A 13,752-nucleotide genomic window follows, 5' to 3' on the forward strand; every position below is an offset into this window, starting at 1 on the left:
CCCCCCCGGTCGGCCCGTCCGGCCTGGCACTGGACGGGACGCCCACCGGCCGCGCGATGACCCAGGCGGATCTCGACGACGTGGTACGGGCCTTCGCCGACGCGGCAGCGGACGCCGAACGCCTCGGCTTCGACGGCATCGAACTGCACGGCGCCCACGGGTACCTCATCGACCAGTTCCTCTGGGACACCACCAACCGGCGCGACGACGCCTACGGCGGGGACATCGTCTCCCGGACCAGGTTCGCCGCGGAGATCGTGGCGGCCTGCCGCCACGCGGTGTCACCGGGCTTCCCCGTCTTCTTCCGTCTGTCCCAGTGGAAGTCCGGCAACTACGACGCCAGGCTCGCGCAGCACCCCGAGGACCTCGACCGCCTGCTGACCCCGCTGGTCGACGCCGGCGTGGACGTCTTTCACGCGTCGACGCGCCGGTACTGGCTGCCGGAGTTCACCGGCTCACCGCTCAATCTGGCCGGCTGGGTCAGAAAGCTCACCGGCAGGGCCACGGTGACGGTCGGCTCGGTCGGCCTGGACACCGAGTTCGGGCAGGCCTTCATCCCGGGCAGCCGGTCCGGTGTCGACACCATCGACGCCCTGCTGGAACGGCTCGAGCGGGACGAGTTCGACCTCGTCGCGGTCGGCCGCGCCCTGCTGGCCGACCCCGAATGGGCCACGAAAATCCTGAACGGACGCGTCGAGGCGTTGGCCCCCTTCCACAACGACGCGCTCAAGACGCTGCGGTGAGAACAGCGCCACCGGAGCCCGCGTATTCGTCTACTCACGTGTTCGCGGACGCCGGGAAACTCATACGAATCAGGCCGTGCGAATCAGGGTGTGAATCAGTCAGGCCATGCGGACAACGCCGGTTCCGCCACTGCCGACACCGGCAGGCTCGGCGGTGACAAACAGGGCGTCGTATTTGTATATGTCACTGACGTCCAACATCTGCCGGGGCGTCGCCGGTGCCGAGAGCAGCGAGAACATGGCATCGTCGATACGGTGCCCGGTCAGTGCCGTCGAAGCCGTTCCGGTCGGCACGTAGGGGCTTTCGGGATGGATTTCCTGCCAGGACGCCCAGATACGGTCGACATTGCAGTGATTGAGATAGAAGACCGGGTCGTTGGGTGACGAAGAAGGCAACATGTCGCCCCCGACCCACACGTGCACGCGGTTGTGCAGCCCCGGCGCCGTGTTCAACGGACGCCACCCCTCAAGCCGGTTACGGAACCCGTTCGAGGTGGTCGACCAGGGCGACTGGTCGTAGGCGCCGAGATCCAGCGCGGCGTCGATGTCCGAGTTCGTCGGCAGGTTCGAGGCGTTGGCCGCGAACTGGCGCCGCAGGCCACGGTTCGTGCCGCGCAGCCGTCCCTGAACGTCCGTGTCGATCAGCACCCGCCAGGACCCGGGGTCGGACGGGTCGAACGCGAACGGGCCGGTGGCGACGGGATCTCCCTGTCCGCCCAGGGCGCCGCCGGCCCACAACGGCAAGTCGGGCTGTTCCGCCGCGGGGAGATCACCATCCGACGACCAGTCCCAGTAGGGCAGGCCGAAGTTCTCGTTGCCGAGCACCCTCTGCAGTTGGAGCTCCAACAACACCAGCATGAAACGATGCCAGGGAAGGAACACCGGCCCACGGTGAGCGGCGTTGCGGTCGCCCTGCGACGGGGGCGTGAAAGTACTCATCGCGATGTGGTGCCACGCGACGAAGAGATCATACGTGCTGACCTGCTGCTGTTGGCCTCCTATCCCCAGGTCGGCGGTGGTCGGTCCGAGGAACTCGGCCTTCAGCAGCCGAACGCCCTGTACGTACAGATCACGCGACGCGGCGTCGCGCAGGATGTTGCGACGGACGACGGCCATGCTCGAACCTCCTCAGTCATGGTGCTGATGCGCGGGCCCGTGGGTGTCGACGGGCTCCCCTGGTGACCCGAAATCGTCCGGGAAGGCGTCGACCAGCTTCTCGGCCATCTCGACCGCGGACGCGAAAGAAATGTTGGGAATGGCGTGGTAGTGCACCTGCCCGTCGTTGGTCACGCCCACGTGCCCTGTGATCGCGTTCCCGTCGACCTCGATCGAATAGGTGGTCCGCACCACAATATGGTGACCTTTGTACGTCACCTCACGGACGCTCTCAAGGGCGTGGCGATCGTGTTCCTCGGGTCGCTGACGCCGATATCTCCGCAAACTCTCGAGCACCGACCGCGGCTGGGCCAGTGGTGCCAGCTCACTCTTTCTCATGTGCATCTCCCAGCATGAGAGAACATTTATCCGGCCGTGTCCTCGGTCTTCGCGGGCCCGTCCGAAAACCACCACAACCGGGTCGGAAAACCGTGTACGGCCATCGTTTCACCAGCCACTTCTGGAACAACATTCCCGCAACGGGTACCGTGTTGCCACGAAAATCAGTGATGCCGCACGGCAGCACCCGATCATCCGGCGTGGATCGGATTCCCGCGAAGCCGCGGTCCACGGGATGACAGGATGCCGGGCGCGCGCCCGCCGGCTCCCGGCCCGGCGATGCAGGTGGGTGTCCGGATCCGACTCGCGGGTTCGCAGCGGTTCATGCTTCCTCCCGGAGGCTGTCGGCCGCGCCCTGCGCGTGTTTCCTCCGTCACGAGCATTCCCCAACGAGGAGCAACCGACTGGCTACTGTCGCCACGCGGACACAGCGACATGTCGGCCACGGAACCGCACACGCCGATCCCGCCCAACTCCGGGCGGCTTTCCATACCCAACTGCTCGGACGTACACACGGTCATCCCCCGGCCCGGCGGCCCGTGGTCGCGGCCGGGCTCAAGGAGCCCTTCAGGGCAGAGACACCCAGATGCCGGGATCGACGCCACCGAGCCAGCGGTCGATGTCCGCTCGCCACCACACCCGGGTACCGCCCCAACTCGAGGTGCGGTTGACCGGCGCGGCCGGGGCGGGCGCACGAGGATCGGTCCGCAGCCGATGATCGACGGCCTGCCGCGTCACCCCCAGGACGGCGGCGATGTCGGCGGACCCCACAAGTATCGGCGGCTCGTCCACGCACCCCGACGATAGCCCGCCGACCGCGCAGCCACCCAGGACCGACTGACTACGCGTACCGCGCTGCCTGAAATCCTGCTCGACCTATGGATTTGGAGGGTACTGAGCCACGGATCTGGCGGACCTGGAGTGATGGACTTGGAGCCGCCCCGGGGAACAACGAGATCGTCCACACTCAGGACATCGCCTGTCCCACCTCGTGCTGGCAGGCAGGGCAGGAGCGTCGACACCCCGTCCGGTCCGGGAAACATCGATCCGAAAGGGCGAATCCGCTTGCCTACCAGCCCCAGTCTGCCGGGGGTGCTCGCCATCGACACCGGTAACAGCAAGACCGACGTCCTCCTGATCGGCGCGGACGGCAGCGTCCTGGGCGATGCCCGTGGCGGTGGCTTCCGACCGCACCTGATCGGGGCACAGTCCGCGGTCGCCATGCTGGCGCCGTTGGTCCGGACAGCCGCCGCACGGGCCGGGTTACCGCCGGCGGAGAACCCGGTGGCAGAGAACCCGGTGGCGGAGCACACCAGCGCGTGTCTGGCCAACGCCGACCTGCCGGTGGAGGAGGAGCGGCTGCGGAAGGCCATCGAGGAGCAGGGCTGGACGCGGTCGGTGTGCGTCCGCAACGACACCTTCGCCGTGCTGCGGGCCGGGACGGACGACGCCCACGGGGTCGCTGTGGTCTGCGGCGCCGGAGTCAACTGCGTGGGCCTGCTGCCGGACGGCCGGACCGTGCGCTTCCCCGCTCTCGGACGGCTGACCGGTGACTGGGGCGGTGGCGAGATACTGGCGGTGGAGTGCATGTGGCACGCCGTCCGGGCGGAGGACGGTCGCGGTGCGGCGACCGCGCTCGCGTCCGCCGTTGCCGCACACTTCAACCTGTCGAGCGCGACCCGCGTCGCCGAGGCGGTCCACCTCGGCGAGCTCGAGCAGGACAGGCTGCATGAGATCATCCCGCTTCTGTTCGCCACCGCCGCGACGGGCGACGCGACCGCGGTCGGCCTGATCGACCGTCAGGCCGACGAGATCGTCCGGCTCGCTCTGGCCGCACTCACCCGGCTGGACCTGCTCGACACGCCGACCCCGCTCGTCCTCGGCGGTGGCATGCTGGCCTCCCGGCAGCCGTTGCTGCTGGACAACCTCACCGCCCGGCTGGCCGTCCGCGCACCACTCGCCGAGATTCGGCTGGTGGTCGCTCCCCCGGTCGTCGGGGCCGCGCTCCTCGGCCTCGACCACCTCTCGGCCGCCCGGCCCGGCTTCCCGGCCGCCCGGCCTGCTGATGGCTGCCGTAAGGCTCAGGAACGGTTGCGGGCCGCATACCAGCCGCCGCTGTCATGGCCGCCGCTGTGAACAGGAACCTGCCGGGATGGCCACGGGGGGCGCTCCGTTTCCTGGATAGCAGAGATGATCTCTGCTGCCCACGTCGTCGGATGACGGTGGCCGAGCCGGTGGGTGAGGTCGGCCAGGCGCGTCCGCCGTTCGGCGGTCGTGAGCGACAGTGCCAGGGCCAGCCGGTCGGTGAGGTCCTCAAGGGAGTAGGGGTCGGTGAGCACCGCGGCCGTTCCCAGCTCCTCCGCCGCTCCGGTGTGCTGGGAGAGCACCAGCACACCGAGGCCGCCGACCGCTGCCTGTACGGCGACGTACTCCTTGGCCGTCAGGTTCATCCCGTCCTGGAAGGAGGTGACCCAGAAGATGTCGGCGGCTAGGTAGTTGTCGACGACCTCGGTGAAGGAAAGCGAGCGAGGCAGGTAGTCGATGGGCTGCCAGCCATCCTCCGCCCAGGCCCGGTTGACCTCGACGATCCGTCGTTCGAGTTCCCGCCGTGTCGAGTCGTAGGCGGTGATGCCGGGCTCAGGCGGGGCGCAGATCAGCCGGACGCGAAGGCGGCCGCGCAGCTCGGGGCGGCGGGCGAGCAGCATCGCGACCGCTTCGATCTTCTCGACCGGGGCCTTGGTGTAGTCCAGGCGTTCGACGGAGAGCACCAGGTGGCCATCCTGCCTGCGGATGCAAGGGGCTCGGTCGCGGGCGAGTGCGCCGATGGCGTCGTGGTCGACACCGAGCGGGTGGACGCCGATCCTCGGCGGCCGCGGGCTGTCCGCGAGGACGGACCGGAAACGCTCGGCAAAGGTCGTGGTGTGGAATCCGGCCCAGTCCAGGCAGTTGAGCGAGGCGCGGATCTCGTCGGCGGTCGGCAGGACGGCGAACATCTCCGGTGGTGGAAAGGGGGTGTGGTGGAACAGTCCCACCCGCAGGTCCGGCCGGGTCCTGCGGAGGATGCCCGGTACCAGCCAGAGGTTGTAGTCGTGCAGCCAGACCGTGCCGCCCCGGGGCGCCTCGTCGTCGATGCGTTCGGCGAAACGCCTGTTGACCGTGCGGTACTGCTCCCAGGTGAGCGGGTTGAAACGCAGCCGTTCGGGTTGTGACATCAGTACCGGCCAGAGCGTTTCCTTGCATGCCTGGTGGAAGTAGGAGCGCCATTCGTCCGGTCACAGCGGGAGGAAGGAGAGCGGGATCCTGCTGTCATAGCCGTCGAGGTGAGCCGCGCGTTCCGGCTGGTCCAGGACCGCGGCGGTCACCCAGACGGCCTCCATACCGCCGCTGAAGAGAGCCCGCAGGGTGGGCAGGATGCCGTTCGGGCTCGACGGCTCCTGCCAGTCGGCTTCGGGAGTCCAGTTGACCGGCGGGCGATGGTAGCCGATCACGAGTGAGGAGCCGGTCTCGACCCAGCCCAGCTCCAGCAGCGCCTGCAACACGCCCGCGGCACCGGGCTGCTGGGGCCGCGGGACGGCCCCCTGGCCGTCCAGCGCGGCGATCAGCGTGGGCTCGGAGTTGCCGACCGCCACGCCGTGCGCACCGATCCGGAACATGGACAGGTCGTTGAGGCTGTCCCCGGCGACCAGGATCGAGGCCACCGGCCAGCCCTGCGAGCGGGCGAGAGCGGCCAGAGCGTTGCCCTTGGAGGCGCCCCTGGGCAGGCCGTCGAAGTAGCGGTCCGCCGAGTAGCTCCAGGAGCAGCCGAGCGCCTCCACCGCGTCGATGATGGCCGGTGTGAGATCTTCGGGACGGAGGAAGAACGAGCAGCGGCCCTCCTGCGGCGCATCGTCCTGGTAGGTCAGCGCGGGGAAGCCGCGCAGTGCGGCGCGTATGCGCCCGGTTCCGGGCCAGCCGGCCCGCAGTTCGCCTTGCAGTGGTTGGACCGGCGTGTAGTCGACACCGTCGAGCACGGTCGCACCGACGTCGGCGATGATCCATCGGGGCCTGGGCACCAGCGGGTCCTCCAGCGCCTCGTGGATGGAGGGCAGTCCGCGCCCGGTGGCGAAGACGACCATCACCTCGGGATGGCGGTTCAGCGCGTCGCGCAGGCGCCGTCGGTCGGTTGCGGCTCCGCCCAGCAGGGTTCCGTCGAGGTCGGTGACCAGGATTGGCACACAGGTTCCCTTCGTGGCGGGGACACCTGCTGCGAAAGGAACCGTACGGTTCGCCGCCGCGTCCCCCGCCACACCCGCCAGCGCCGACCGAATACCTGATTTCTACTCCAAAATCATCAGAAATGATGACCGGGAGTCAGGAAGAGAACGGCAAACCGTCATCGCGTGGTCGGGGACGAGGACCTTCCGTCGCGAGCCTGTGAGCCGCCCGGGACCGGCTGTCGTGCGGTCAGGCCCACCGAGCAGGTCACGGCGGGGAGGATGCCGGGGCTGGACGTGATCGTTGCGCACGACCAGTCACCGGCGCTGGCCACTCCGCTCACCGACCAACCGGGCCAGGTAAAGATCCAATCTCCGCCCCCAACGGCCGCAGCCGGCATCCGCCCCGCGCGCCCGTGCGCACGATCTCGTCGATCAGTGACGGCGACCCCACCCCTCCTTGTGCCGCGTCAGAAGAGGGTCAGGGGCTCGGTTGGTATCGGCTGGGGCAGCGCGTCGAGCTCGGGTACGCGTACCCGAACCTCGTCGTGGAAACGGCGGGCGAGCAGCGGCGCGTCGGCATTGTCCGGGGTGTGCACAAAAACGGTGGGTGACCGGCCCTCGCGCAGCCACTCGACGACAGTGTCAGTCCAGTGCTGCCAGCCTTCGATCGTCCGCTCCGCGGCGTCGCGGCCGAGGTAGCGGACGATCGGCCGGTCGGTCAACGCGAGCGATCGCAGTGGCAGGCGTGGTTTCTTCGTCCACGCCTCCCGTTCGGCGTCGCTGCTTGGCGGGCTCCGAAAGAACGCGGTGGTGTCGAATGGAATCCATTCGGCGGCCACGGTGGCAAGCGCTCCTTCGAGAAGCCGCGCCGCGCGGGGGTCGTTGAAGAAGACGGGGTGACGGACCTCCACGGCGTACCGGTGGGACCTGGTGAGCCGGTGGAGAAAACGAGCGAGCGCGGGGACGTCGGCGGGGGTGAACGATCCTGGCAGCTGTATCCAGAGGGCGTGGGCCCGCGGGCCGAGCGGCTCGATCGCCGTCAGGAAGGCGTGCAGTGCCTCGTCGGTGTCCGTGAGACGGCGTTCGTGTGTGATGACCTTTGGCAGCTTGATCACGAACCGGAAGTCGGCGCTGGTCTGCCGCGCCCACGAGGCCACGGTGTCCCTGGCCGGGGTCGCATAGAACGTCGTGTTTCCTTCGACCGCGTTGCACCAGCCGGCATAGTGCCGCAGGCGTTCGTGAGACGGGAGCGGATGCGCCAGAAAACGTCCCTGCCACGACTTGTGCGTCCACATCGCGCATCCCACGTGAAGACGCATGACGACCCGAGCCCTCCATGGACGAACCGCGCCTGAGGCAGCCGGGCCCGAGCTCGCCCTCCAGGTCGCGACTGTGGCACACATAGCCATGTGTAGCCGCACATACTGTATCCAGAAACCGGACCCGCACCGACGACAGAATCGCGCCCCCGGACCCGAATCAGAGGACCGCCCCGCCCAAACGCCGGCCGGACACGGCCAGGCCGCGGCACGGTGACGGCCGCGGCCGACCGAGCCGCACATGAACGGAAACATCCCGGTCGGAGGGGGCCGGCGCGAGCCGACCGGCCGACCGACCGGGACGCCAGGGTCAGGTCAGGAGCAGAACAGGATCAGACGAGGTCGAACCGGTCGAGGTTCGTCACCTTGGTCCATGCCGCGACGAAGTCGTGCACGAACTTCTCCCGCGCGTCGTCGCTCGCGTAGACCTCCGCGAGCGCGCGCAGTTCGGAGTTCGAGCCGAAGATGAGGTCGACGCGGCTGGCAGTCCACCTGACCTCGCCCGTGGCACTGTCGCGGCCCTCGAAGGTGTTCGCGTCCTCGGACGTCGGCTGCCACGTCGTGCCCAGGTCGAGCAGGTTGACGAAGAAGTCGTTGGACAGCGTCTCGGGGGTCGTGGTGAGGACGCCGAGCGGCGACTGCCTGTAGTTCGCACCCAGGACACGCAGACCACCGATGAGGACCGTCAGCTCGGGGGCGCTCAGGGTCAGCAGGTTCGCCCGATCGATCAGAAGGAACTCGGCCGGCAGCCGGTGGCCCTTCCCGAGGTAGTTGCGGAATCCGTCCGCGGTCGGCTCGAGCACGGCGAACGACTCCACGTCGGTCTGCTCCTGCGACGCGTCGGTCCGTCCTGGCGTGAAGGGGACCTCGACGTCGAAGCCGGCGTTCTTGGCGGCCCGCTCGACCGCCGCGTCACCGGCAAGCACGATCAGGTCGGCAAGTGAGACCCGCTTGCCACCGGTCTGGGCCGCGTTGAAGGCCTCCTGGATCCCTGTCAGGGTGCGCAGGACCGTCGCCAGCTGGTCGGGCTCGTTGACCTCCCAGTTGCGCTGCGGCTCGAGGCGGATGCGCGCGCCGTTGGCGCCGCCGCGCTTGTCGCTGCCGCGGAACGACGCGGCCGCCGCCCACGTGGTCCTGACCAGCTGTGAGACCGACAGGTCCGAGGCGAGGATCTGGCTCTTGAGGGTGGCGATGTCCCCAGCGTCGACGAGCTCGTGGGTCACCGGCGGGACCGGGTCCTGCCACAGCAGCGGCTCGGTCGGGACCTCCGGGCCAAGGTAACGCGAGATCGGCCCCAGGTCGCGGTGCGTCAGCTTGAACCAGGCCCGGGCGAACGCGTCCGCGAACTGGTCCGGGTGTTCCAGGAAGCGCCGCGCGATGGGCTCGTAGATCGGGTCGAACCGGAGGGAGAGGTCCGTCGTCAGCGCCGTCGGGGCGTGGCGCTTCGACGGGTCGTGGGCGTCGGGGACGGTGCCGGCGCCGGCACCGTCCTTCGGCTTCCACTGGTACGCGCCGGCGGGGCTCCTGGTCAGCTCCCACTCGTAGCCGAACAGGGTCTCGAGGAAGCTGTTGTCCCAGGTCACCGGGGTGGGTGTCCACGCGCCCTCGAGCCCGCTGGTGATCGTGTCGCCGCCCTTGCCGGTGCCGAAGGTGTTCTTCCAGCCGAGGCTCTGCTCCTCGATGGGAGCGGCCTCGGGCTCCGGGCCGACGTACCGGTCCGCGTCGGCCGCGCCGTGGGTCTTGCCGAAGGTGTGGCCGCCGGCGATCAGGGCGACCGTCTCCTCGTCGTTCATCGCCATCCGGCGGAACGTCTCGCGGATGTCCCGTGCCGCGGCGATCGGGTCCGGGGCACCGTTCGGGCCCTCCGGGTTGACGTAGATGAGGCCCATCTGGACCGCGGCGAGGGGGTTCTCGAGCTCCCGTTCGCCGGTGTAGCGCTCGTCGCCGAGCCAGACGCTCTCGGGGCCCCAGTAGACGTCCTCGTCAGGCTCCCAGACGTCCTCACGGCCACCGGCGAAGCCGAAGGTCGTGAAGCCCAGCGACTCCAGGGCGACGTTGCCGGCGAGGACGAACAGGTCGGCCCAGGAGAGCTGCTGGCCGTACTTCTTCTTGACCGGCCACAGCAGACGGCGGCCCTTGTCGAGGTTCGCGTTGTCCGGCCAGCTGTTGAGGGGCGCGAAGCGCTGCTGGCCGGCACCGGCACCACCGCGACCGTCGCTGATGCGGTACGTGCCCGCGCTGTGCCACGCCAGCCGGATTATGAGCGGGCCGTAGTGGCCGTAGTCAGCCGGCCACCAGTCCTGCGAGGTCGTCAGGACCTGCTCGATGTCCCGCTTCACGGCGGCGAGGTCGAGGGTCCTGAACGCCTCGGCGTAGTTGAACTCCTTGCCGAGGGGATTTGCCACGTCGGGGTTCTTGGCAAGGATCCTGAGGTTGAGCCGGTTCGGCCACCAGCCGCGGTTCCCGCCGCCCTGGGTGGGGTGCGAGGCACGCCCGTTCGCGGCCGGACACTGGCCGCCACTCTCCGTATTCGTGTCGGGTATGACCGCATCGTGGTTCTCGGACATTGAGATTCCTCCCGGGCCTAGGCGGATCAGGGGCGGTCAGCAACTGCGTGCGGGGAACAGCCGGTACACAGGCCCCAGCAGATGACCTCGGCCTCGTCGATCGAGAAGCCGCGGTCGCCGGACGCGGCCAGGCAGGGTGCCTCGCCGACGAGTGAGTCCGTGCCGGCACGCGGATGCGCGTGCACCGCGCTCAGCACCGCCATCCGAGGACGGGTCGCACGCAGGACGGCCCCGCGCAGTGCCTGCCGGAAGTCCAAGGCCGTAGTCACGTCCCCGACCCTGGCCCGTTTTCTGGAATCAGTCAAGAATCCAGAAGGCACGTTATCTTGATCCATATTGGGTAGGGCCCGCGTTCCAGTGGCAGGCACGGCCGTTGCTGGACACAGCGGTCCCGACGACCCCCAGCAAGATCGAAATCGCGGGCGGGCGGTGCTCGGTTCCAGCGGAGCGCACCGGTGGCCACCCGCGCGACGACGCGACCCGAACCGGGCGTTCCGGCATCGGGGTGAACAGCGGGTCAGTCCGTCACCAGCGAGGCGTTCGATGCCACGAAGACCGTGTTGCCGAAGGAATCCCTGGCAGAGTCACCATCCACGAGCGGACACACCCCGGCGGCCGTGAGCGCTCGGCCGCCGGGCTCGAGGGTCACTGTCGAGCTGCCGTTCACGTTCGTCTGCCCGTTCGTCCCGGAGAACGTGAACGAGCAGCTGGCCCCGACAACGATCGCCTGGCCGTCGCTCGACAGCACGTCGGACGTTGTGAGCTGTGGGGTGCCCGCGGTCCAGGTCCCGCTCGTCGCCCCGGTATACGGCGACGAGCCGGCCGTCGCCGAGACGTCGGTCGGCCGGGCGGCCGCTGCGCCGGCCATGGTCAGCGCGGCGCGCCGAAGGCGGCGACGATCCGGCTACGCGCCACGGCGTCCCGCAGCGCGTCGTTGTTCACCGCCACCCCGGTCGTGGCGAGCTGCCGGGCGATGTCCGTCGTGCCGAGGCGGGCGAGGCCTGCGACCGTCGTGTCGACCCCGGCGCCCGCGAGCGCGCCGACGATCCCGGACCCGAGCCCGACGACCGCGCCGGACGCCGTCCCGAGGTCACCGGCCGGGGTGTTCGCGACCGCCGGGTCGACGACGACCTGACCGAGCACCGCCGTCGCCGTCTCCCGCGGCAGCCGCGAGACGACGTCACCGGTCACGAGCTGGACGGTCGAGGCGACACCACCGAGCTGCTGGTCCGCCGGGAGCGCGGCGAGCACGGAGGCCGCGGTGACCCCGTTCGACAGCACCGCGCCGCCGACGACGGCGCGCAGGTCGGCGACGGTGGCGCCCGGGCGCTCGACGACCTCCCTGACCGTCGGCACGGTCATCAGGTCCTCCAGGCCGGCCACGGTCCGGACCACCTCGTCGGGTCTCGCGTCCTGGGGCCGGAACACGATGCCGGTGTTGCCGATCTGCGGCTTGATCTTGACTGCTTCCCCGAGGGTGGTACCGGCGAACTCGACAAGCTGGAAGTCATTGCCGGTCTGGGCGATGAAGGCCGTCCTGTCGGCGATCTTGACCGTGCCGAGGACGCCGAGGTTGCCCGGTGCCTGCGGACGCGGGGCCGTCTGGGACCGCAGGTCGAACAGGTCGTTCTGCAGCGCTGTGATCTTGCTCTCCAGCTCGTGGACGACGCCGACGAGGTCGGAGCGCAGTTCCCGCACCGCCGCCGCGAGCCGGACGAACTGGTCGTGGACGGCGTCGAACTCGTTCTCGATCGCGTGGAAGCGCGCGTTGAAACCGAGCTCCTCGGGGGTCGCGGAGGCCTGCACCCGGTCCTCGCCGTCGACCCAGTCGGTGTGCGCGAAGGTGCGTGTGTACGTGACGACGGTGTCCGGGTCGACGGTCTGCACGTCGGTCGCGAAGTCGAACGGCGCGGGCCGGGAGTTGCCGGTCGCCCCGACGATCCACCAGCCGAGGATCTCGCCGATCTTCGACTCGGCGAGCCCAGCGGACTTGAGCGTCCCGGCGACCTGCTGGGTCGAGACGCCGTTGACGAGGATGTCCCTGTCGAGGAACGAGATCGGTTGCGGCACGGCGGGCCTCCTGGCTCTGCGTCGGACGGGCCCGGAGGGCGGACGGCTCCGGGCGGCGGACGACGTTCTTCTCGGGTGCGGACGGCGGTCGGTGCGTGATCGTCCAGCCCGGCTCAGCCGGGCGGCCCGTACCGCTCGGTGCCGACGGCGCGGCGGCGGCGGAACCGGGTGTACCCGCGGGAGACCCGGCCGGAGAGGAACTGCGGCGGCCCGCCGTCCGGCGAAACATGGTCGCGCCGGAGCTGGAAGGTGTTGATCTCCACCCCGAGCGGGCACAGCTCCTCAAGGAGGTTCATCACGTAGCCGTACTGGTCGAGGTCGAGGACCGCGCCGTCGGGCAGCTCGACCCGGACCTCGTACGGGTCGGCCGCGCCGCGCCGGACGTACGCGACACACACGACGAGCGCGACGCCCGGCCGGGTGCCGACGAGCTCCGCCCGGCCGCCGAGCCCGCGGCGGATCTCCAGCGGCGCGGGAGCCCAGCGCAACGGCCGGCGCAGCCGCGGCCCGCCCTGGCGGAACGACCAGTCGAACGCCTCCGGGTCGAGCCGCGACAGCCCGAGGATCCCGCCACCGGGGATCCCGCCACCGAGGGCGTCGGCCGGCCGCTCGAGAAGCGGCGGCCTGGGCGCTGACGGGTCCGGCGGGGGGAACGGGGTGACGTACCAGCGGTATGCGGCGGGCGCGGGCTCGCCCGGCCGGTTCGACCCGCCGGGCAGCGTCGAGACGGACGCGAGCACGAGCACGTCGGTGCCGTCCGGATGCGGCAGCACCCGCACGGCGTGGAAGCCGGCCGCGGTGAGCGCCGCGAGGTCGGCGACAAGCGCCTGCCGGGCCGCGGCCACCGCCGGGCCGTCCGGCGCGAGGCCCTCAGGTGCGGGTCGACGACGACGCCGAGGAGCAGGTCCGCGTCGTACGCCTCCCGGACCCGCGCGGCGAACTGGTCGGCGGCCGCGGGGACGAGCCCGTCGCCGACGAGCGGTCGCAGCGCCTCGGGGATACCCGGGACGCCGGTCGCGATCTGTTCGAGGAGGGCGTCGAGGGTCGCCGGGGTGAGGGCGTCCGGGGGCGACCCGCCGTGTGCGAGGTTCGGCGCGGCCCTGGCCCACGCCTCGTCGACGAGGACGTTGCGGCCAGACCCACCGCCGTGGATCCGCGCGGTGTAGCTGGCCGACGCGCCGGCCTCGAGCACGCCGGGGCCTTCGATGACGAGCCCCTGCGACGGCAGTGACGTCAGGTGCAGCGAGCCGTCCTCGAGCGGGGTGGCGTCGAGGCCCGCCGCGGCGAACAGCCAGCGCGCGGCCGGGTCGTCGGCGCGGTCGCGGACCCGCGCGCCGAGGACGGCGCCGACGACGTCCGGCGG

The 13,752-nt window shown here is 70.2% G+C and carries 13 protein-coding genes and 1 pseudogene; 3 read left to right on the forward strand and 11 right to left on the reverse strand.

The window, feature by feature from the left end; genetic code table 11:
* A partial coding sequence (locus CM1CMNOD_RS16000; RefSeq protein ID WP_131774064.1) for a 12-oxophytodienoate reductase occupies nucleotides 1-743 on the forward strand: 743 nt, incomplete at its 5' end.
* A gap of 99 nt (nucleotides 744-842) precedes the next feature.
* Here the strand turns inward: CM1CMNOD_RS16000 and CM1CMNOD_RS16005 are convergent.
* The 3 genes from CM1CMNOD_RS16005 to CM1CMNOD_RS16015 all read right to left on the reverse strand — a co-directional run bounded on the left by CM1CMNOD_RS16005 (nucleotide 843) and on the right by CM1CMNOD_RS16015 (nucleotide 3,029).
* Complete coding sequence (locus tag CM1CMNOD_RS16005; protein WP_013874632.1) at nucleotides 843-1,859, reverse strand: tyrosinase family protein; 1,017 nt, start codon at nucleotides 1,857-1,859, stop codon at nucleotides 843-845.
* 12 nt (nucleotides 1,860-1,871) lie between these two features.
* A complete protein-coding gene (locus CM1CMNOD_RS16010; protein ID WP_013874633.1) occupies nucleotides 1,872-2,237 on the reverse strand; it encodes a hypothetical protein in 366 nt (121 codons plus the stop codon).
* 567 nt (nucleotides 2,238-2,804) lie between these two features.
* Entirely contained in the window at nucleotides 2,805-3,029 is a 225-nt protein-coding gene (locus tag CM1CMNOD_RS16015; RefSeq protein WP_013874634.1) for a hypothetical protein, read from the reverse strand.
* 273 nt (nucleotides 3,030-3,302) lie between these two features.
* Between CM1CMNOD_RS16015 and CM1CMNOD_RS16020 the strand changes: the two genes are divergently transcribed.
* Nucleotides 3,303-4,373, forward strand: coding sequence for an N-acetylglucosamine kinase (locus tag CM1CMNOD_RS16020; protein ID WP_013874635.1), 1,071 nt, complete (start codon nucleotides 3,303-3,305; stop codon nucleotides 4,371-4,373).
* On the opposite strand, the pseudogene CM1CMNOD_RS16025 reads toward CM1CMNOD_RS16020, so the two are convergent.
* The 8 genes and pseudogenes from CM1CMNOD_RS16025 to CM1CMNOD_RS16060 form a co-directional block, all read right to left on the reverse strand.
* Nucleotides 4,319-5,488 (reverse strand): annotated as a pseudogene (locus CM1CMNOD_RS16025) (alpha,alpha-trehalose-phosphate synthase (UDP-forming)); the annotation flags it as partial. The gene CM1CMNOD_RS16020 and the pseudogene CM1CMNOD_RS16025 sit on opposite strands and share 55 nt — an antisense overlap.
* A 21-nt stretch (nucleotides 5,489-5,509) precedes the next feature.
* Entirely contained in the window at nucleotides 5,510-6,451 is a 942-nt protein-coding gene (locus CM1CMNOD_RS16030; RefSeq protein ID WP_013874637.1) for an HAD family hydrolase, read from the reverse strand.
* Nucleotides 6,452-6,900: 449 nt separating this feature from the next.
* Nucleotides 6,901-7,752 carry a DUF72 domain-containing protein gene (locus CM1CMNOD_RS16035; RefSeq protein ID WP_013874638.1) on the reverse strand — a complete coding sequence of 284 codons (852 nt, stop codon included), beginning with the start codon at nucleotides 7,750-7,752 and terminating at the stop codon, nucleotides 6,901-6,903.
* Between the two features lie 332 nt (nucleotides 7,753-8,084).
* Nucleotides 8,085-10,319 (reverse strand): catalase/peroxidase HPI, encoded by a 2,235-nt coding sequence (gene katG / locus CM1CMNOD_RS16040; protein WP_013874639.1) that lies wholly within the window; start codon nucleotides 10,317-10,319, stop codon nucleotides 8,085-8,087.
* 26 nt (nucleotides 10,320-10,345) lie between these two features.
* The gene (locus CM1CMNOD_RS16045; protein ID WP_013874640.1) at nucleotides 10,346-10,588 is read right to left on the reverse strand and encodes a hypothetical protein; all 243 of its coding nucleotides are present in this window, start codon (nucleotides 10,586-10,588) and stop codon (nucleotides 10,346-10,348) included.
* Between the two features lie 248 nt (nucleotides 10,589-10,836).
* A complete protein-coding gene (locus tag CM1CMNOD_RS16050; protein WP_013874641.1) occupies nucleotides 10,837-11,187 on the reverse strand; it encodes a hypothetical protein in 351 nt (116 codons plus the stop codon).
* A gap of 2 nt (nucleotides 11,188-11,189) precedes the next feature.
* Nucleotides 11,190-12,389: a hypothetical protein gene (locus CM1CMNOD_RS16055; protein ID WP_013874642.1), complete on the reverse strand. Its 1,200-nt coding sequence runs from the start codon at nucleotides 12,387-12,389 to the stop codon at nucleotides 11,190-11,192.
* A gap of 113 nt (nucleotides 12,390-12,502) precedes the next feature.
* Nucleotides 12,503-13,234, reverse strand: coding sequence for a hypothetical protein (locus CM1CMNOD_RS16060; RefSeq protein WP_131772759.1), 732 nt, complete (start codon nucleotides 13,232-13,234; stop codon nucleotides 12,503-12,505).
* Nucleotides 13,235-13,263: 29 nt separating this feature from the next.
* On the opposite strand from CM1CMNOD_RS16060, the gene CM1CMNOD_RS16065 reads away from it, so the two are divergent.
* Nucleotides 13,264-13,620 (forward strand): hypothetical protein, encoded by a 357-nt coding sequence (locus tag CM1CMNOD_RS16065; protein WP_131772760.1) that lies wholly within the window; start codon nucleotides 13,264-13,266, stop codon nucleotides 13,618-13,620.
* Nucleotides 13,621-13,752: the final 132 nt, after the last annotated feature.

Source organism: Protofrankia symbiont of Coriaria myrtifolia, from assembly GCF_900634755.1.
GTDB classification, from domain to species: domain Bacteria; phylum Actinomycetota; class Actinomycetes; order Frankiales; family Frankiaceae; genus Protofrankia; species Protofrankia coriariae.